The sequence below is a fragment of the Thauera propionica genome (genome assembly GCF_002245655.1).
In the GTDB taxonomy this organism is placed as follows: domain Bacteria; phylum Pseudomonadota; class Gammaproteobacteria; order Burkholderiales; family Rhodocyclaceae; genus Thauera; species Thauera propionica.
The window spans coordinates 49,676-69,540 of the sequence record NZ_NOIH01000005.1; the positions used below are offsets into that span (position 1 = coordinate 49,676).

Genomic DNA, 19,865 nt, shown 5'->3' on the forward strand with positions numbered 1-19,865 from the left:
CGGTTTGGTGTGCTTGCCGGCGGTCGGAATCAAACCGGTTGGAGATGGCGATAAGCTCGATCCCGCAGTGGTTCTTCAGCCGATTCAGCACCGGTTGCCGGAGGACGTGCGGGGTGTTTGTGGAGTCGGCGAGGACTGTCCGAGCGAAGCGAGTTCCGCAGCCGGCGGAACAAATACCCCGTGCGTCCGACCTGAGCGGCGCGGTCTTCAGCGCTGTGAAAAACCAGCGGCGTTCGACCCTTCACGCATCAAATCGGCCCGTCCTGGGTATTTGTTCCGAAGTCTGCGGAACTCGCCCTGGCTGCGCAGGGCTCAGACAGTCCTCGCCTTCTTCACAAATACCCAGGCCAGTCCTTGGCGTGGTCACCGCTCTTCGGCTGAATGGTGGGCGATCCTAGACGCCCTGCTTCAGGCTTGCCGCAATGAAGTTGTCGAGGTCGCCATCCAGCACTGCCTGAGTGTTGCCCACTTCGTAGTTCGTGCGCAGATCCTTGATGCGGGACTGGTCCAGCACGTAGCTGCGAATCTGGTGGCCCCAGCCGATGTCGCTCTTGGAGTCTTCCAGCTTCTGCTGCTCCGACTGCCGCTTGCGCAGCTCGGCTTCGTACAGGCGCGCCTTCAGCATCGACATCGCCTCGGCCTTGTTCTTGTGCTGCGAACGGTCGTTCTGGCACTGCACCACGATGCCGGTCGGCTCGTGCGTGATCCGCACCGCCGAGTCGGTCTTGTTGATGTGCTGGCCGCCGGCGCCGGAGGCGCGGTAGGTGTCGATGCGCAGATCGGCCGGGTTGATCTCGATCTCGATCGAGTCGTCCACTTCCGGATATACGAACACCGAGGTGAAGCTGGTGTGGCGGCGGGCGTTGGAGTCGAACGGCGACTTGCGCACCAAGCGGTGGATGCCGGTCTCGGTACGCAGGTAGCCGTAGGCGTACTCCCCGCTGACCTTGATCGTGCAGTTCTTGATGCCGGCGACTTCGCCTTCGGTCTCTTCCATCAGTTCGACGCCGAAGCCCTTCTTTTCGCCGTAGCGCAGGTACATGCGCTCGAGCATGCCGGCCCAGTCCTGCGCCTCGGTGCCGCCGGCACCAGCCTGGATTTCGACGAAGCAGTTGTTCGGATCCATCGGGTTGCTGAACATGCGGCGGAACTCGAGCTTCTCGACTTCGGCTTCCAGTCCGCCGAGGTCGGCCTCGACTGCCTCGAAGGTGTCGTCGTCGTTCTCGGCCTCGGCCAGATCGTAGAGATCCTTGAGGTCGCGCGACTGCGAGTCGATCTTCTGCAGCGTCAGCACCACGTCCTCGAGCTGGCGCTTTTCCTTGCCGAGTTCCTGGGCGCGTTCGGCGTTGTTCCAGACGGCGGGGTCTTCCAGCGCGCGGTTAACTTCTTCGAGCTTCGATGCTTTCACATCGTAGTCAAAGATACCTCCGTAGTTCGCGACCGCGGGCGGCGAGGTCGGCGAGTTTTTCGGCGATGGCGTTCTGGCGTTCGGCTTCCATGGGTGAGGCTCCGGCGGAATCTGGAAAACCGCGCATTATACCGGTAGCGAGGTCGGGGCAGGCGGCCTTGCAGGGGACGGGGACGACGCACCGTGCTTGCACCGGGCCGCGCGGCATCCGCCGTAGGGTCGGTCCTGTCATGCCGGCAGAGGGCGAATGTCATGAGGTGCGACTTCATGCACGGCCCTTGCGCGCGCGAACGTGTACCATCCGCGCCGGAGATCCGAGTGTGGTCAATCGATCAGAATCCCGCATGCATAGGGGGCGGCAGGATTGACCTGGAGGGGAGGCCACGCGCCGCGTTGCGTCCTCGCTGTCGTGGATATTCATACGGGCTGGCAAGGCCAGATGCACCAGAACAAGAAGAATCTCACCCGAATCCTGCTCGCCGGGGTGCTGCTGCTGAACCTTTTCATCGTGGGCCTGCTGGCCTACACGCTCCACGCGTCCAAGGTCCGCAAGGAGGAAGAGGTTCGTACCATGGTCGAGAATCTCGCGCTGCTGCTGGACCAGAGCGTGAGCTCGTCGGTGCGCGAGATCGACCTCGCGCTGAAGGAAATACAGGTTCGGCTGGAGGGTGATCTGCGCCGGAAGGGACTGCCTGGCGCAGGCGACACCATGGCCGTCGTCGACTTCCATCAGGACTGGCTGACGCAGGTGGCCGAGATCCGCATCACGGATGCGTCGGGTGCGCCTATCCTCGGCTATGGAGTGACGCCGCAGACGCGGGTGAGCTACGCCGACCGCAGTTTCTTCGCCGAGCACCGGGATCACGTCGATCGCGGGCTGATCGCGAGCAAGCTGCTGTACGGCCGGATTGCCGGAACCTGGATCATCGTGTTCTCGCGACGCTACAACAATCCCGACGGCGATTTTGCCGGGATGGTGACGGCGGCGGTGCCGGCGGCCTACTTCGAACGCCTGCTGTCCGGGCTGAAGCTCGGCGATCACGGCATTGCGCTGATGCGCGACCTGGACAAGACCATGATCGCGCGTTTCCCGCCGCTGGCAACGCAGGCGGGGGAGATCGGTACCCGGGGCGGCTCGAAGGAGCTGACGGACATCATCGCGTCCGGGGTCGAGGCGCAATCCTTCTACAGCGCGCGCACGGCGGACGGGGTCAACCGCATCAATGCCTACCGCAAGCTCTCGGTAATGCCCGCCTTCGTTGTCGTTGGGCGGGGCGAGGACGACTACCTCGTGCAGTGGCGTGACGATGTCCAGAAGGGCACGGCGCTCGCGATTCTCTTCCTTGCCGTGACATCGCTGGCCGCATGGCTGCTGTGGCGGCTGATCGAGGCAAACGAGCGTGCGAACCGGCGCAGCCAGATCCTGCTTCAGAATGCGAGCGACGGTATCCACATTACGGACCTCGAGGGCTCGGTGATCGAGGCGAGCGATGCTTTCTGCCGCATGCTGGGCCATGACCGCGCCGACGTGATCGGCATGAACGTGGCGCAGTGGGAGGCCGGCATGTCGGCCGAGGAGGCCCGGGGCATCATCGATCGCGTGCACCGCTCGGGCGACGTGTTCACGTTCGAGACCATGCACCGGCGCAGCGATGGCGAGACTTTCCCGGTCGAAGTGACCTCGTTTCCGCTGCAACTGGACGACAAGCCGGTGCTGTTCCATTCGGCACGAGACATCACACTGCGCAAGTCCTCGGAGGAGGCGGTGAGGAAGCTCGCCTTCTTCGATCCGCTCACCGGGCTGCCGAACCGGCGCCTGCTGATGGAGCGCCTCGAGCATGCCCTGGCAAACTGTGCGCGCCTTGGAGAGCACGGCGCGCTGCTGTTTGTCGACCTCGACAACTTCAAATCGGTCAACGACACGGCGGGCCATGATCAGGGCGATCTGCTCCTGCAGGCGGTTGCCGCGATTCTCGGGCGGTGTGTCCGTCACGACGACACGGTCGCCCGGCTCGGGGGGGACGAGTTCGTCGTGATGCTCGACGGGCTGGGGCGCTATTCGATGGTGGCTGCCGGGCATGCCGAGACGGTTGCGACAAAGATCCTGCATGCCCTGCACAAGACCTTCGAACTGGGCGGGTCCGAGCATCGTGTGTCGGCCAGCATCGGCATTACGCTGTTTGGCGATCATCCGGGCGAACGGATTGAAGAGCCTCTCAAGCGCGCCGACCTCGCCATGTACGAAGCCAAGTTGGCGGGCCGCAACACCCTGCGTTTCTTCGACCCGGTGATGCAGGCGAGGGTGAGCACGCGCGCTGAGCTGGAGTCGGCGTTGTGGGTGGGGCTCGAGAAAGAGCAGTTCCTGCTGCAGTACCAGCCTCAGGTTCTTGCCGACGGGCGGATTACGGGTGCCGAAGCGCTGCTGCGCTGGCGTCATCCCGAGCGCGGCATGGTGTCACCAGCGGAGTTCATTCCGCTCGCCGAGGAGAACGGCTTCATTCTCCCGCTCGGACGCTGGGTGCTGGAGAGTGCCTGCGCGCAACTGGCGCACTGGGCGCACGACGCTCGGATGGCGCACCTGTCGGTCGCGGTGAATGTGAGCGCGCGCCAGTTCCGGCAGGATGCGTTCGTGGCCGAGGTGATCGAGATCCTTGAGCGCAGCGGCGCCAATCCTGCACGCCTGAAGATCGAGTTGACAGAGAATTCGCTGGTGACCGACATCGAGGGCGTGATCGCCAAGATGGCCGCACTCAAGGCCCGCGGCGTTGGCTTCTTGCTCGACGACTTCGGGACCGGGTATTCCTCGCTGGCCTACCTCAAGCGCCTGCCGCTGGATCAGATCAAGATCGACCAGGGGTTCGTCCGCGACATTCTGGTCGACCCGAACGATGCCGCCATCGCGAAGATGGTCATCGTGCTGGCCGACAGTCTGGGACTCGCGGTGATCGCGGAAGGGGTGGAAACCGAGGCGCAGCGACTGTTCCTCGAGCAGCAAGGGTGCGTCGCCTACCAGGGTTACCTTTTCAGTCGCCCACTCGCTGTGCCGGATCTGGAATCCCTCGTCGACGCGAGCCAGCGTCTGGCTTGACACCCGGCGCCAGGCCGGGCGACGGACGCCGATCAATCGGATAGCGCAAGCGCCTCGATCCGCGCGGCATCGTCCGCGAGAGGGAGGGCGATACGGGCGCGCTTCAGAGCCAGTTGCGACTGCCGCACAGCAGCGCTTCGGAACTCGGAAGAGCCCATGCGGTGCAGGGACTTCAAGGTCTTCTGCAGGCGGATTCCTACTGCCAGGCTGGCTGCGCCCGACTCGGAAATGCTCGAGAAGGCGTCCTCAAAGACATCTTCGACCGCGATGGGCGGAACGAAGACATGGGCGTAAGCGACCGTGCGATTCTCCTCGGGCGGTTCGGCGAGGATGGCGAGCACTCGGTTCAGCGCCCCCAAGGTTGCGATCGCCGTGCCCGCATCATTGACGGCGGGCGACAGCGCCTTGCAGGCGATCTCGGCGAGCACCACGACGCCGAAGCGCGGATCCTGGTCGAAAGAACGGTCGCGACCGATATCGAATGCAGCCCGTATGCTGCGAACTCCTTCTTCGTCCGGCGCGAAGTCGAGCCAGACCAGCGGCTGGGCGAGGTCGACGAAACTCCCGGGCACGGCTTCGAGGTGAATCTCCCCATTCCCCTCCGTCGCTACGCGTTCCAGTGCGCCGAGGTCGATATGCTGGATGTAGCCGATACGATCACTGGTTACCCACGCGTCGCCGGGGGGCGGTCCCACGCGCATGTGTGCGCCGAAGCAGGGGTTCCTCGCTTGCGTCCGCATTGCATTCGACGCAGCCGTCTCCACCCGTTCGATGGCGTCTCCGACCCGGCCGAATCGTGCCAGCAGGTCGATCCAGCGCAACAGAGTCAGCACGATGATCACGATTACTGCGAGCGTGCCCACGAACAGAACGACGCGTCCCCCTTCGCCATACACCCCCGCGTTCAGGGCAATGATGCCAACCAGACTGAAAAGGAAGCTCCCAACGAAGGTCGCCAGTGCATTCTGCGCACTACTGTCGCTAATCAGCAGTTCGGTGACGCGGGGCGTGGTCGCGCTCGATGCCCCGGCGTAGGCCGACACCATCGTCGCCAGCGAGAAGGTGGCCACGGCGAGCATGCTCGAGGCCAGAATCTGCAGAACGTTTCCGATTGATTCCGCCCCGATGCGGACCGACCATGCGGCAGGGATCAATGGTTCCAGCACGATACCTGCCACCGCGCTGGCGATTCCCGCAACGGCGAACAGGCTGGAGCGTACCCACAGACTGCGTGCCAGATCGATGATGTACCACCGCAGACGCGTCATGCCGTTTCTCCAGATCCCTTCAACGGCCTCAGGCGGCCTCGAAGTGCTCGAGCATCAGTTGCACGCTGGAGACGCCGTTGTATTCGTTGATGCCCAGGCGGTAGGCGGCGTGGATCTGCGCCGCCGCGCCCTCAGCGTGGTTGAACTGGATCGCCTCGTAGCGGCTGCCGCCGCGCGACAACTCGAGCTTGAGGTGCTTGTCCTTCAACACCCGCTGGCGTTCGACGCGGAACACGTCGTCGAATACCGGCGCCGGGAAGCCCTGGCCCCAGATCTCGTTGTCGAGCATGCGCACGGCGTCGAGTGCAAAGTAGCCTGACTCGAGATTGCCGTCGGTCTCGATGCGGCGCTCGAGCTGGGCGGGTTCCAGCAGTTCGCTGACGACGTCCTCGAAGGCCGCGTCGAAGCGGGCGAGCTCGGATTCGCGGATGGTGAGCCCGGCCGCCATGGCGTGGCCGCCGAAACGCACGATCAGGTCGGGCTGGCGCTTGGTGACGAGGTCGAGCGCATCGCGTAGGTGCAGGCCCGGAATCGAACGGCCCGAGCCCTTGAGCTCGCCGTCGTTCGAGCGCGCAAAGGCGATCGTCGGGCGGTGCAGCTTCTCCTTGATGCGGCCGGCGACGATGCCGATCACGCCTTGGTGCCAGTCGGGTTCGAACAGGGCGATGGTGGCGCGGTTGCCAGCCTCGAAACCGGCCAGCCGGGCGAGCGCCTCCTCCTGCATGCCGGCCTCGATGCTGCGGCGTTCGCGGTTGAGCTTGTCGAGCTCCTGCGCGATGTTCATCGCGCGCCCGGCGTCGTCGGTGATCAGGCATTCGATGCCGAGGCTCATGTCCGACAGCCGGCCGGCCGCGTTCAGGCGCGGGCCGATCATGAAGCCGAGGTCCATGGTGCTCGCGCGTGCCGGGTCACGGCCGGCCAGGGCGAACAGCGCGCGGATGCCCGGCTGCAGGCGACCCGCGCGCATCCGCGCGAGGCCTTGTGCGACCAGGATGCGATTGTTGCGGTCGAGCTTGACCACGTCGGCCACGGTACCCAGCGCCACCAGGTCGAGCAGGTCGGCGAGGTTGGGCTCCCTGCCGCCGGCAAAGGCGCCGCGTTCGCGCAACTCGGCGCGCAGCGCGAGCATGGTGTAGAACATCGCGCCGACGCCGGCCAGCGCCTTGCTGGGGAAGTCGCAGCCGGGCTGGTTGGGGTTCACGATCACGTCGGCCTCGGGCAGCACGTCGCCGGGGAGGTGGTGGTCGGTGATCACGGTCGCCATGCCGTGCGCGCGCGCCGCGGCGATGCCTTCGACGCTGGCGATGCCGTTGTCGACGGTAATCAACACGTCGGGCTCGAGCCGGGCCGCGATCTCGACCATGGCCGGGGTCAGTCCATAGCCCAGCGTGACGCGATCCGGCACCAGGTAATGCACATCGGCACCGAAGGCGCGCAGCGCACGCATGCCCACGGCGCAGGCGGTGGCGCCATCGCAGTCATAGTCGGCGACGATCACCATGCGTGCGCCGGCCTCGATGGCGTCGGCGAGCAGCACGGCGGCCTCCTGGGTGCCGGTGAGCGCTTCGGGCGGCAGCAGGTTCTTCAGGCTGGTGTCGAGTTCGTCGGCGCGTGCGATGCCACGTGCGGCGTACAGGCGGGCCAGCAGCGGGTGCAGGCCGGCATCGGCGAGGCGGGTGTAGGCTTGCTGCGAGACGGGGCGTGACTGTATGCGGGTCATCGGTCGGTATGCGGGGCGGTGGGCGGGGGGGCGTCCGGCAGGGCCATCGGCGCGGGTGAGATGGACTTCAGCAGTGCGTCGAAGGCATGGGGCTTGCGCCAGAACTTCCAGCGGTCGCTGCGGCAGTTGGCGACAACGAGCGTGCCGCGATCGCCCGGTGCGATGAGGCGCAAGGCATCGATGCGGCCGCGCTGCAGCGCCGTGGCAAGGGGGGAGAACCAGTCGCGCTCCAATGCTTCAAGCCCGCTGCGCCAGCTGTCGAGATCGAGGCGCTGCGCCGGCTTGCGCAAGCTGTCGATGACGACGAGCGTGTCCTGCTTCAGTGCCGACGAGAGTTCGGGCGTCGCGGTCGCGCATTGGCTGGCGCGCGCCAAGCCGATGCTGAGCGGATCGGTCGCCTGCACCAAGGCGGCCGGCGCCTGCGGCATTCGCTCGAGTTCGCCCGCGCCCCACAGCCACACGCTGTTGACGGCTCGCTGCCCGGATTCTTCCCGCGCCCGGCTGAGCGGATGGTTGTGCAGAAGGATCTGCGCTTCGTTCATCGTTCGCTGCCACAGCCGTGCGTCGTCGCCTTCGGGCAGGAAGTGCTTCACCGGCCGGCCGACGACGTCATCCAGGGGATACAGCGTGCCCCGGCTGGCCCGTGGCAGGCGCAGATACCAGCGCGTCGGTGTACAGGCCTCGAACCGGCCAAGGTCGGTGAAGCTCTCATTGAGTGCCGCGACGAGCTCTGCGGATTCCTCCGCCGGAAGCTGGTCGTCGTCGAACGCCTGCAGCAACAGGTGCTCGCGAGCGAACGAGAGGTTGACCGGGTCCGCGCAGAGCCAGTGACCGTCGTCCGCCGGAGGCTGGGGGCCGGCTTCGCCGAGGCGCCGTAGCGCGGCAAGCGGCAGCGCACTGCCTTCCAGGCCAAACAGCCGCGCCAGTTGCCTGTCGTATGGCTCGAAGCCGTGCATCGAGCGCGTGCCGCGGCCGAGCAGGGTCGCCAGTCCGTCGAGCGCAAGCCCGGCGGCAGGGCCAAGCAAGGTTGCGGTGGGCCACAGCAGGCCGGGGATCAGGAGCTGGATCTGCATCGAAAACGCATCGTTGGGAGCGGCGCGAGTCTAGCACGTGCAACGGTGCCACCTCGCTGCGCCTCACCTTTGCACTGCCGCAGGCCGAAGCAGCAGGCGCGGGTTGACAGATGTGGGCAAGAGGTCTTCAATTGATCCAAATTAGTCAATCACATGATTACATGGGTCGAACATGAAGACGACAACGTCCCCCGCCCGCGAACCCGCGACGGCTTACGCTGTTCGCGGCGCCCTTGGCGGAGCGAACATCGAACATTACCTGCATGCCGCGTCTGCGCTCGAGCGCGACCACATGGTGCGTGAGGGCTTCGAGACCGGCTCGCTGGATGCGTTCGCTCATCGTTTCGGCCGCAGCGGCCGCAGTCTTGCGCAACTGCTGGGTGTGGCGCCTGCCACCTACGACCGCCGCGTGCGAGAGGGCAAGCCCTTGTCGCAGGATGACTCCGACCGCGTCGCGCGCCTGATCGATGTCGAGCGCGCGGCTGCGCGCGTGTTCGGCGACGAAGCCGCCGCCCGTGAGTGGCTGGCCGCGCCCATCCCGGCGCTGGGCGGCGCGATCCCCATCGAACTGCTTGCCACCACACCGGGCCACCAGGCGGTGATGAACGCCCTGCGCCGCATCATGGCCGGCACCGCAGCCTGATGGCTGTGCGCACGGCCACCTTGTGGCGGCTGGCACAGGACTGGGTCGACCTCGAGACTGGTACGCGGCTGTGCGCGGCGGAGGATTTCTCGTGCGCAGGCAACGGTGCAGCGGCCGTCGGTGGTCGCTGGAACAGCGTCGGCCGACCGGTCATCTACCTGGCAGACAGCCTTGCGCTGGCGCAGCTCGAGAAGCGGGTACATACGCCGCTGCGTCCCCCGCGGGACCTGGTCGCCGTCGAGGTGATCCTGCCCGCGGCAGCCGTGACCGCCGCCGAGACGGTCGAGCCTCCTGAAGGCTGGGATGCGGACAACGTCGACTGGTCGGTGGGCATCACGGTGTCTCAGCGCCTCGGCGACGACTGGCTGGCGCGTGGCGCGTCGCTGTTACTGCGCGTGCCCTCGGTCGTGGTGCCGGTGGGATGGAACTACCTGTTGAACCCGACTCACCCCGATGCGCGGCGGGTGGCGACGCGGCGCGTTGAATACCGGCCCGATCGGCGCTTGTGGTAAAGGAGCGCCAGCGCGTTCCGATGGCTTGCGTCGGGCATGGGCTGAAGGACGTATCGCCCCCAGGTTGTCCCGCAGGTATGATCGAGGCCCTGTATTTGCTCGGTCCGATTGGAAGCTAGGGTCAATGTCGAGTCTGCGAAGGCGGTTGTTGAAGGCGATCCCGCTTGCGGCGGTCGCATCAATTGCTTTTGCACGCCGGCCTGACGAACTCAGCCTGGGCATCGTGCCGCTCAATTCGGCGATCGCCCTGCTCAATACACACCAGCCCATCCGTTTGCATGTCGCAGAGAGGCTCGGGCACCCGGTCGGCATGTATACGGCGCCCGATTTCCGCAGTTTCCTGCTCGATATCATCGGCGCTCGTCACGACCTCCTGATCGCGCCGCCTCATTTCGCGCTGATCGCGAGCGAGGGGGGATACGTGCCTCTGGTGACTTATTCGTCCGCGGTGGAGTTGATCGCCATTGTGCGCACCGATAGCGACATCGACTCGCTCGCCGGACTTGCCGGCCGCACCATCGCCGTCTCGAGCCGCCTTGCTTTCGCGACGCTGGCCGGCGAGAAGGCAATGCTTGATCTCGGGCTTTCGGAACCCGGACATTACCGCATGCAGGAGTACGCCACGGCCGGGGCAGCGATGACCGCCGTGGCCCTCGGCAAGGCCGATGCCTGCTTCAGCGCGGCCCACGCACTGAGGCAGATGCCGGACGACGTGCGAGTCCGGCTTGCGTCAATCCCGCTCTCGTACTGGACGATCAACATCGTCATGCTTGCGCACTCGCGCCTGGGCGAGGGGGTGATCAGTGGCATCCGGGCGGCGTTGGCGACCTTCCCGGGTTCGGTCGAAGGCCGGGCGTTCTTCGAACGGACGGGGTTTGGCGGATTTCGGCCCGTCGACCGGGCAGAACTGGAAGGCGTTCGCTCCCTTGCGCGCCTGACGGTCATGAGGGCCGGACTCGAGGGTGTTCTGCCGCAATGACGATCTCACTGCTACCGCGTTCCTTCCGCGCACGCCTCGTAGGCGCGGGCCTGATTGTTGGCGCAGTGGTGCTGGGGCTGCTGTTCATCACCAATCTGTTGTTGATCGAGCGTTACCTCGACCATCAGACCAATGCGCGCACGGAGGCCAGTCACGATCCGCTCACGCAGGTGTTCAACCGCCGCGCGTTCGAGACGCATCTGCAGGCGGTGCTGGGAGATTCCGCAACGCATCCGGTTGTAGTCCTGTACATCGACCTCGACCAGTTCAAGGCGGTCAATGACAGTTGCGGCCATGCCGCTGGCGACGAACTGCTGGTCGGCATTGCGCAACGCCTGTCGGCACGGGTTGGCAGGCGGTTTCTTGCGCGTCTCGGCGGTGACGAGTTCGGCGTCGTGCTGACCGGTGTCGACGAGACCCACGGGGCAGGGCTTGCTGCCGAGATCATCGCGGAAGTCCGGGGTACGCCTTTCATCTGGGAGGGACGTTCCTACCGCGTTGGTGCCAGCATCGGCGTTGCTTCCAGCAAAGCGGCTGGCCTGAGCCCCAAGGCATTGATGATTGCCGCGGATACCGCGTGCTTCGGCGCGAAGGAACTCGGGCGCAACCGGGTGCGCCTCTTCGACCCGAACGAGGAATACTTCCGCCAGCGCGACGAGGATCTGCGCGCGATCTCGCATATCGACGAGGCGCTCGCGGCCGGGCGCTTCGTGCTGTTTCAGCAGCGCCTCATGCCACTGTCGGAGGGACTGCCGGCTCACGCCGAGGTCCTGCTGCGCGTGCGGAACGCGGAAGGCGGCATCGAGCCGCCCGGGGCGTTCATACGTGCTGCGGAGCGCTACAACCTGATGGGCTACATCGATCGCTGGGTGGTCGAGGCTTGTTGCCGGCAGTTGGCCGCCTGGCAGGCACAAGATACGGCGCCTGTTGTCGGCCGTCTTGCGATCAATGTCTCTGGCGCCAGTCTGTCCGATGAACGTTTCCCGGATTTCGTTGCGAGCACGATTCGAGACAATGGGGTGGATCCGGAGCGCCTGTGCTTCGAGATCACCGAAAGCTGCGCGATCGCCAGCCTGGAAGCCGCACTGGGGTTTATCGATCGCATGCGCAAGATGGGGGCGTCGGTCGCGCTGGACGACTTCGGCAGCGGACTCTCCTCGTTTGCGTACCTCAAGCGTTTCGAGGTCGACTACCTGAAGATCGACGGCCTCTTCGTCAGTCATCTCGATCGCGATCCCGCCGACCGTGCGACCGTTGCGGCGATGGTGACCCTGGCGCGCGCGAACGGTCTGCGTACCGTCGCCGAGTTCGTCTCGTCGGCCGCGATACTCGAGGCCTGCGAAGGTCTGGGCATTGATTACGCGCAGGGCTTTCACTGCCACCGTCCCGAGCCGCTGGCTGCGCTCGTTCCGGCCGAGGCTTGCTGAACGGTTTCGGCGGGTCGCTCACTGCCTTTCAGCTTGCGCTCGCCCCACGAATTTGCAGCAGGGACGCTTCGCGCTGCGACGACCGATACAATGGCGCCCATCATGCGTCCACACCCCACTTCCATGACCTCGCTGAAGGCCGCGGCACCCGCGCTTCCCGACCTCCTCTCCGGTGCCATTGCCGGCTACCGCGCCGCTCCCTTCCTGCCCATGTCGCGCAAGGAGATGGAGGCGCTTGGCTGGGACCAGTGCGACGTCATCCTGGTGACCGGCGACGCCTACATCGACCACCCCAGTTTCGGCATGGCCCTGGTCGGACGCCTGCTGGAGGCGCACGGCTTTCGCGTGGGCATCATCAGCCAGCCGGACTGGCACTCCGCCGAAGCCTTTCGTGCGCTCGGCAAGCCGCGCCTGTATTTCGGCATCACCGCCGGCAACATGGATTCGCTGGTCAATCGCTACACCTCGGATCGCAAGATCCGCTCCGAGGACGCCTATACGCCCAACGCCGAGGCGGGCAAGCGGCCCGACCGCGCGGTCACGGTCTATGCGCAGCGCGCCCGGGAGGCCTTCCCCGGTACGCCGATCGTCATTGGCAGCATCGAGGCCTCGCTGCGCCGGATCGCGCATTACGATTACTGGTCGGACAAGGTGCGGCGCTCGGTGCTGCCGGACTCGAAGGCCGACATCCTGCTGTTCGGCAACGCGGAGCGCGCGCTGGTGGCGCTGACCCACCGCCTGGCGGCAGGCGAGCCGATCGAATCCATTCGCGACCTGCGCGGTACCGCCTTCATGGTCAAGCCGGGCTGGCAGCCGTCCGGGGACTGGCACGAGATCGATTCACTGGCGCTCGACAAGCCGGGCCGCATCGACGCGCATCCCGACCCCTACGCGATGGAGCCGACGGCCGCCGCGCCCAAGGCTGCCGCCGACGGTGCGCAGCCGGTGCGCATCGTGCCGGCGGCCGAAAGGGTGGCCGCGCGCCGCGCCGACCGCGCACGCACGGTGATCCGGCTGCCGTCCTACGAGCAGGTGAAGGACGGCCTGGTGATGTACGCCCACGCCTCTCGGGTGTTCCACCTCGAATCCAACCCGGGCAACGCGCGCGCGCTGGTGCAGTGCCACGGCGAAGGGCCGGGTGCGCGCGACGTGTGGATCAATCCGCCGCCGGTGCCGCTGACCACGCCCGAGATGGACTTCGTCTACGACCGCCCCTACGCCCGCGCACCGCACCCGAGTTACGGCGATGCGCGCATCCCGGCCTGGGACATGATCAAGTTCTCGATCAACATCATGCGCGGCTGTTTTGGCGGCTGTACCTTCTGTTCGATCACCGAACACGAGGGCCGCATCATCCAGAGCCGGTCGCACGAATCGATCATTCACGAGATCGAGGAGATCCGCGACAAGTCACCCGACTTCAAGGGCCACATCACCGACCTCGGCGGGCCGACTGCCAATATGTACCGCATGGCGTGCAAGAGCAAGGCAATCGAGGAGAACTGTCGCCGCCTGTCCTGCGTGTATCCCGGCATCTGCGAGAACCTCGACACCGACCATTCCTCGCTGGTCCAGTTGTATCGCAAGGCGCGGGCGGTGCCCGGGGTCAAGCGCATCACCATCGGCTCGGGCCTGCGCTATGACCTGGCCGTGCGCTCGCCCGAGTACGTCAAGGAACTCGTCACCCATCACGTCAGCGGCCTGCTCAAGATTGCGCCCGAGCACACCGAGGAGAACACGCTCTCCAAGATGATGAAGCCGGGAATCGGCGCCTACGAGGAGTTCGCGCGCATGTTCGAGAAGTACTCGAAGCTCGCGGGCAAGAAGCAGCACCTGGTGCCGTACTTCATCGCAGCGCACCCGGGTACCACCGACGAGGACATGCTGAACCTCGCGCTGTGGCTCAAGGCGCACAACTTCCGCCTCGACCAGGTGCAGACCTTCCTGCCCACGCCGATGGCGCTGGCGACCACGATGTACCACTCGCGCAAGAACCCGCTGCGGAAGGTGTCGGCGGAGTCCGAGACGGTCGAGACGGCGCGTGCCGGCAAGATCCGCAAGCTGCACAAGGCCTTCCTGCGTTGGCACGACCCGGAGAACTGGCCGATCCTGCGTGAGGGCTTGATCCAGATGGGACGGGCGGATCTGATCGGTAACGGGCCCAATTGCCTGGTGCCGCGCCAGCAACCCGCAGCGGCTGTGCCGGCCGCTGGTCGCGAGGGCTGTAGCAAGCGCAAGCCAGCCGCTCCGGCAGCGCACAAGGGCCGGCGCGAGAAGCCGGCGGCGCCTGCCGCGCCGCGCGCGGCACGTCGCCCGCGCTGAACCCGGCGCGGCCTGGCTGCGCACGGGTGGCGCTCCGTCAGAGGGCGGTATGGTGCGCGATACGGTTGCGGCCAGCGGCCTTGGCGCGGTACATCGCGCGGTCGGCGCGCTTGAGAAGTTCGTCGGCGCCCGGATCCTGCCCGCAGAAGATGGAAATGCCGATGCTGGGCGTCGTGGTCACGGCGTGACCGCCCACGGTGAGTGGCGCGCCGAGGTCAGCAAGGACCTTGCTGGCAATGGCCTCGGCCTTCTCGGTCGCGTCCTCCGCCGTATCGCCCAGGTTCTCGAGCATGATGATGAACTCGTCGCCACCGAGGCGCGCGACCGTGTCGCCTTCGCGCACGCTGTGCTTGAGCCGCTGCGAGATCTCGGTCAGCACGCTGTCACCCGCTTCGTGCCCGTGGGTGTCGTTGACGTCCTTGAAGTGGTCGAGATCGATGAAGAGCAGGGCGCCGCAGCGCCGGGTGCGATCGCTGTTGGCGAGCCCCTGGCGCAGGCGGTCGAGCAGGAAGCGGCGGTTGGGTAGCTGGGTCAGCGGGTCGATGAAGGCGAGCTGGCGGATGGCCGCTTCGGCCGCGCGGCGCTCGGTGATGTCCAGCATCACGCCGTCCACCCAGCGTGCGCTGCCGTTGCGGTCGAACAAGGCCTGCCCGCGCGCGCTGACCCAATGCACCTGACCGAAGCGGCTACGGACGCGGAACTCGGCTTCATATGGTGCCTGCGCCAGGATCGACGACATCATCGTCTCCTCGATCCGCGGGCGGTCGTCGGGGTGGATGATTTCGGCAAGCGGGTGCTCGCCCTCGATGAAGTGCTCCGGCGGCTCGCCGGTCAGGTCGAGGATGCCCTTGTTGATGTGCAGGATGCGCCAGGGCGGCCGGGGGGCGCAGCGGAAAACCACGCCGGGCACGTTCTCGACCAGCGTGCGGAACTCGTCCCTGCTATCGGCAAGGCGCAACGCCGCCCGGCGCATCTTGCGGCGATGACGCACGCTGCCGTAGATCACCGCGAAGATGAGGATGTCGACGACGATGCCGGCGAGGAGCACAAGGTAGGGCTCGATGCGGTGCATGTCCCGCTCGAACTGCGCGCTGCTGCTGAAGCGAACGACCCATACCCGCCCGCCGAATTCGACCGTGCGATCGGTGGTGAAGCGGGGCGTGTGATCGGGTGTGCGGGACGTGAAGAGCAGGTTCCGGGCATCGGCTTCGAGGTCATAGACCTCGATCTCCACGTCACGCCTTGCCGTGCCGCTTGCGTCGCCGAAGACCCCTTGCATCAGGTCATGGGCGCGGAAGGGGCTGTAGACGAATCCGACCAGCAAGGCACGCCGGCTCAGCACGTCGTCGACGGCGTCGCCGCGGTAGATGGGCAGGTAGATCAGGAAGCCGGCCTGCACGTCTTCCTCGGTCTCCTGCACCAGCACGACCTTGCCGGACAGCGCGGCGCGGCCGGTGTCCCGCGCGCGGTTCATGGCCTCCCTGCGGATGGGTTCGGAATACATGTCGTAGCCGAAGGCCCGCAGGTTCCGCCCCTCGAAAGGCTCGAGGTACAGGATCGTGCTGTAGGTGTCTCTCGCCTCTTCCGGATGAATACGATAGTCGGGGAAGCCCTCGGCACGCACGGCCGCCTCGTGGGCAAGGCGCTCGGTGCCCGGCACCATCAGGGCGAAGCCGGTGCCCTGGATGCCCGGCAGGGCGTCGTCCAGTTCGAGGGATTCGACGTAGCGGCGGAATTCGGCACGGCTCACCTCCGCACTTGCCGCGAAGAGCCCGGCGGTACCGTTCAGTACCTGCTCGTATGCCTGCATGCGGCTCTTCAATGCGCTGCGGGCGTTGTCCACCTGGTGCAGGAAGCGGTCGTGCGAGCGGTCTTCGCGCTGGGCGTCGAAGAAACGCCACATCGTGAGCGTGAACAGCAGCAGGGCGCCAAGCACGATCCAGGCCGCGGCGCTCTGGTCGAGCAGCCCCTGCGGCCGGATCGCCGGTGCGTCGTCTGGCTGCGCCATCATGGCTCTCCTGCGTTCTGCGTGTCGTGAGTGTTCCACGAAACGGGGTGCCGGGCCAGTATGCCGGCATTTCCGTACCGGACGGCGCTTACAGTCCGATGCCATTCGCGCTGGCCACGCAGAGCGGTCCACGTGCACAATGCCGGGCCAGTCGCATTCCCCAACTCAACGTTCAATCGATGCGCTACGAATTTCTCGTCGGCTTGCGCTACACCCGCTCGCGCAAGCGTGCCCAGGGCCGCAACCGCTTCATCTCCTTCATCTCCTTCGTTTCGATGCTGGGCATTGCGCTCGGCGTTGCCGCGCTGATCGTCGTGTTGTCGGTAATGAACGGCTTTCAGGACGAACTGCGCTCGCGCATCCTCGGCGTCGCATCGCATGTTCAGGTGCAGAGCATGGACGGCGGGCTCTACAACTGGCAACAGGTCGCCGAGGATGCCAGGCGCCATCCCTCGGTGCTGGCAACCGCGCCCTACGTGCAGGAGCAGGGCATGCTGTCCTTCGACGAAGGGGTGCGCGGCACGATCGTGCGCGGCGTGATCCCGAGCGAGGAAGACAAGGTGGCCGACTTCGGCGCCTACATGAAAGCCGGCAGCTTCGATGCGCTGCAGGCGGGCCGTTTCGGCATCGTGCTGGGGCGGGACCTGGCGCTGGCACTGCGCGTCCAGCTCGGCGACAAGGTCACGCTGATTGCGCCCCAGGGGCTGGTGACGCCGGCGGCCGTGCTGCCGCGGGTCAAGCAGTTCGAGGTGGTCGGGGTGTTCGAGGCCGGCATGTACGAGTACGACTCGGGCCTGGCCCTGGTGCATGTCGAGGATGCTCAGGCCCTGTACCGGCTGGGCGACGCGGTGAGCGGCGTGCGCCTGAAGCTGGCGGATCTATTCGCGGCGCCGCGCGTGGCCCGCGAGCTGGCCGGACTGATCACCGAACCGGGCCTGATGGTCAACGACTGGACGCGCAGTCACGCCAACTTCTTCCGTGCCGTCGCACTGGAGAAAACGATGATGACCCTGATCCTGTTCCTGATCGTCGCCGTCGCCGCATTCAACATCGTGTCGACGCTGGTGATGGCGGTGCAGGAGAAGTACGCCGATATCGCGATCCTGCGCACGCTGGGCGCGAGCCCCGCGTCGATCATGACGATCTTCGTGCTGCAGGGTTCGATCATCGGCCTGGTCGGCCTGCTGGCCGGTGTCGTCGGCGGGCTGGCGATCGCCAACAACCTCGACGTCGTGATCCCGGCGCTCGAGGCCGTTACCGGCGCGACCTTGTGGAACAAGGAGATCTACTACATCAACGAGCTGCCGTCCAAGGTGCTGCCCGCCGACGTCATCAGCATCGTGTCGGTGTCCTTCGTGCTGACGCTGCTCGCGGCGCTGTATCCGAGCTGGCGCGCGTCGCGCGTGAATCCGGCGGAGGCCCTGCGCTATGAGTGAGGCTGCGATGAAGCAGGATGATCCGGTACTGGCCTGCGACGGGCTGGCGAAGCATTTCCGTGAGGGCGCGGACGCGGTGGCTGTGCTCGACGGGGTGAGCCTTTCTGTGCAGCGCGGAGAGCGCGTGGCGATCGTCGGTGCCTCGGGCTCGGGCAAGAGCACCCTGCTGCACCTGCTGGGTGGACTGGATGTGCCCAGTGCCGGATCGGTGCGGCTCATGGGGCGCGATTTCTCCACCTTGTCGGAGGCCGAGCGCGGCAGCCTGCGCAACGGCGCCCTGGGTTTCGTGTACCAGTTCCACCACCTGCTGCCCGAGTTCTCCGCGCTTGAGAACGTGGCGATGCCGCTCTACATCCGCCGTGTCGACAAGGCTGCGGCGGACGAGCAGGCGGCGGCGATGCTGCGCGAAGTGGGGCTGGGACACCGCCTCACGCATGCGCCGGGCGAGTTGTCGGGCGGTGAGCGCCAGCGCGCAGCGATCGCGCGGGCGCTGGTGACGCAGCCGGCCTGCGTGCTGGCCGACGAGCCGACGGGCAATCTGGACCGCCGGACTGCAGAAGCCGTATTCGACCTGATGCTGTCGCTCAACGAGCGCCTGTCGACCAGCTTCGTCATCGTCACCCACGACGAAACCCTGGCCGCGCGGGCGCAGCGTACGTTGCGCCTGACCGACGGGCGGCTCGGCTGAGAACTGGGTCACGCTCATGGACGGAAAAGGGGGAGTGCGGTCTGTCGCTTGACGCCGGTCATTAGTTGTGGGTTCCTCGTGTCGATAATTTGTCGCATCAAGAACGACAACCGGCCCAGGCCGGCATAAAGACATGAAAACCCTCTTCCTCCCTGCGGTCCGCCTCCTGGATCGACTCAACTACCCGCTCAAGTTCAGCCTGATTCTGCTGGTCTGCGGCCTGTCGGCCGCGGCCTTGCTGGCGCAGATCTTCGTCAGTCTGCGAGAGGACATGACGGTGGCCGAGCGCGAGATCGCCGGCCTGACGCTGTTCGATGCCGGCTTTGCTGTGGTCCTGCTGACGCAGCAGCACCGGGGCCTGAACGCCGGCGTGCTGGGCGGCAGTACCGAGCTGATCCCGAAGCGTGATGCAGTCGCGAGGGAACTGGAAGGCGCCGTCGCCAGGCTCGAGACGTCCATGGCGACCGATTCCGCCTGGGTGCCGCTGCAGGGCGCTTGGTCACCCGTGCGCAGCGAGCTTCAGCGGCTCGTTTCCAGCGCGCCAACCATGCCAGCGCCGGAGAGCTTCAAGGCGCACAGCGTTGCGATCGCGAGCCTGCTGCGCTGGATCGGCGACCTCGGCGAGGTGTCGGGGCTCTCGCGGGATCCCGATCCGGCAACCTCCAACCTCATCGGACCGCTGCTGACCTCGTTGCCGCAACTCAGCGAAGGACTAGGGCAGATTCGCGGGCGCGGCACCAACATCATCGCGCGCCGCGAGGTGCTGCGTGGCGACGAACATGCGATGGTGGCGCTGCTCGCCGATATCGCGCGTACCGAGGCCACGCTGCTCGAGAGCCTGGAGCGTGCGGGCAAGGCCAACACGGCGATCGGCGGGGCGCTGGAGCGGTCGCGCACCGAGATTGCCGCCGCGGTGGCGAGCGTGCGTCAGGCGGTCACGCGCGACATCCTCGAGCAGCAGTTCACGCTGGCGCCGCCGGCCTATTTCGACCTCACCACGCAGGCCATCAGCACGGCGGTGCGCAACTTCGACGAAGTGCTGCGCCCGCAGACCGGGCAGCTGCTGCAGCAACGGCTCGATGAGCTGTCGGAGCGGCTGCGCTTCCAGATCGTGCTGTCGGCGGTGGCGATGCTGGTGGCGGGCTACCTCTTCACTGCGGTGTATCTGGCGATCGTGCGCTCGGTGCGCGAGCTGTCGGCCGGGGCCAAGCGCTACGCGGCCGGTGACTACCGCACGCGGGTCGACTTCTCGGCGCGCGACGAGCTGTCGGAAGTGGCAGCGCAGTTCAACGT

General features: G+C 66.3%; 14 protein-coding genes. 9 read left to right on the top strand and 5 right to left on the bottom strand.

Translation table 11 applies throughout. The features are described 5' to 3' along the window. Positions 1 to 394 precede the first annotated feature (394 nt). A protein-coding gene (prfB, locus tag CGK74_RS05580) for a peptide chain release factor 2 (protein WP_106408396.1) occupies positions 395 to 1,499 on the bottom strand; the annotation gives its coding sequence in 2 pieces (ribosomal slippage) (positions 395 to 1,417 and positions 1,419 to 1,499; 1,104 coding nt in all). Positions 1,500 to 1,847: 348 nt separating this feature from the next. Here prfB and CGK74_RS05585 point away from each other — a divergent pair. Next, a complete protein-coding gene (locus CGK74_RS05585) occupies positions 1,848 to 4,496 on the top strand; it encodes a bifunctional diguanylate cyclase/phosphodiesterase (RefSeq protein ID WP_094267517.1) in 2,649 nt (882 codons plus the stop codon). A gap of 32 nt (positions 4,497 to 4,528) precedes the next feature. Here the strand turns inward: CGK74_RS05585 and CGK74_RS05590 are convergent, their stop codons facing one another. The 3 genes from CGK74_RS05590 to CGK74_RS05600 are packed head-to-tail and all read right to left on the bottom strand — an operon-like array spanning position 4,529 to position 8,557. Further along, complete coding sequence (locus CGK74_RS05590) at positions 4,529 to 5,764, bottom strand: DUF2254 domain-containing protein (protein ID WP_094267518.1); 1,236 nt, start codon at positions 5,762 to 5,764, stop codon at positions 4,529 to 4,531. 28 nt (positions 5,765 to 5,792) lie between these two features. Next, on the bottom strand, positions 5,793 to 7,484 hold the full coding sequence (recJ, locus tag CGK74_RS05595) for a single-stranded-DNA-specific exonuclease RecJ (RefSeq protein ID WP_094267519.1): 1,692 nt from the start codon (positions 7,482 to 7,484) through the stop codon (positions 5,793 to 5,795). Next, a complete protein-coding gene (locus tag CGK74_RS05600; RefSeq protein ID WP_094267520.1) occupies positions 7,481 to 8,557 on the bottom strand; it encodes a hypothetical protein in 1,077 nt (358 codons plus the stop codon). Before CGK74_RS05600 ends, recJ begins: the two co-directional genes overlap by 4 nt. Positions 8,558 to 8,729: 172 nt before the next feature. On the opposite strand from CGK74_RS05600, the gene parS reads away from it, so the two are divergent. The 5 genes from parS (at position 8,730) to CGK74_RS05625 (ending at position 14,440) form a co-directional block, all read left to right on the top strand. Beyond that, on the top strand, positions 8,730 to 9,200 hold the full coding sequence (parS, locus tag CGK74_RS05605) for a type II RES/Xre toxin-antitoxin system antitoxin (RefSeq protein ID WP_094267521.1): 471 nt from the start codon (positions 8,730 to 8,732) through the stop codon (positions 9,198 to 9,200). After that, entirely contained in the window at positions 9,200 to 9,712 is a 513-nt protein-coding gene (locus CGK74_RS05610) for an RES family NAD+ phosphorylase (RefSeq protein ID WP_094267522.1), read from the top strand. Before parS ends, CGK74_RS05610 begins: the two co-directional genes overlap by 1 nt. 148 nt (positions 9,713 to 9,860) lie before the next feature. Next, positions 9,861 to 10,691: a phosphate/phosphite/phosphonate ABC transporter substrate-binding protein gene (locus CGK74_RS05615; protein ID WP_165770046.1), complete on the top strand. Its 831-nt coding sequence runs from the start codon at positions 9,861 to 9,863 to the stop codon at positions 10,689 to 10,691. After that, the gene (locus CGK74_RS05620) at positions 10,688 to 12,118 is read left to right on the top strand and encodes a putative bifunctional diguanylate cyclase/phosphodiesterase (protein WP_094267524.1); all 1,431 of its coding nucleotides are present in this window, start codon (positions 10,688 to 10,690) and stop codon (positions 12,116 to 12,118) included. The genes CGK74_RS05615 and CGK74_RS05620 overlap by 4 nt, the downstream gene beginning before the upstream one ends. Positions 12,119 to 12,328: 210 nt before the next feature. After that, positions 12,329 to 14,440, top strand: coding sequence for a YgiQ family radical SAM protein (locus tag CGK74_RS05625; protein WP_240498637.1), 2,112 nt, complete (start codon positions 12,329 to 12,331; stop codon positions 14,438 to 14,440). A 37-nt stretch (positions 14,441 to 14,477) separates the two neighbouring features. Here CGK74_RS05625 and CGK74_RS05630 read toward each other — a convergent pair whose 3' ends face one another. Further along, complete coding sequence (locus CGK74_RS05630; RefSeq protein WP_240498636.1) at positions 14,478 to 16,451, bottom strand: GGDEF domain-containing protein; 1,974 nt, start codon at positions 16,449 to 16,451, stop codon at positions 14,478 to 14,480. A 176-nt stretch (positions 16,452 to 16,627) separates the two neighbouring features. On the opposite strand from CGK74_RS05630, the gene CGK74_RS05635 reads away from it, so the two are divergent. The 3 genes from CGK74_RS05635 to CGK74_RS05645 form a co-directional block, all read left to right on the top strand. After that, positions 16,628 to 17,884 (top strand): lipoprotein-releasing ABC transporter permease subunit, encoded by a 1,257-nt coding sequence (locus CGK74_RS05635; RefSeq protein WP_094267526.1) that lies wholly within the window; start codon positions 16,628 to 16,630, stop codon positions 17,882 to 17,884. After that, positions 17,877 to 18,572: a lipoprotein-releasing ABC transporter ATP-binding protein LolD gene (gene lolD / locus CGK74_RS05640; protein WP_094267527.1), complete on the top strand. Its 696-nt coding sequence runs from the start codon at positions 17,877 to 17,879 to the stop codon at positions 18,570 to 18,572. The genes CGK74_RS05635 and lolD overlap by 8 nt, the downstream gene beginning before the upstream one ends. Positions 18,573 to 18,705: 133 nt before the next feature. After that, positions 18,706 to 19,865, top strand: a 1,160-nt coding sequence (locus CGK74_RS05645) for a HAMP domain-containing protein (protein WP_133091787.1), incomplete at its 3' end; no start/stop codon positions are given.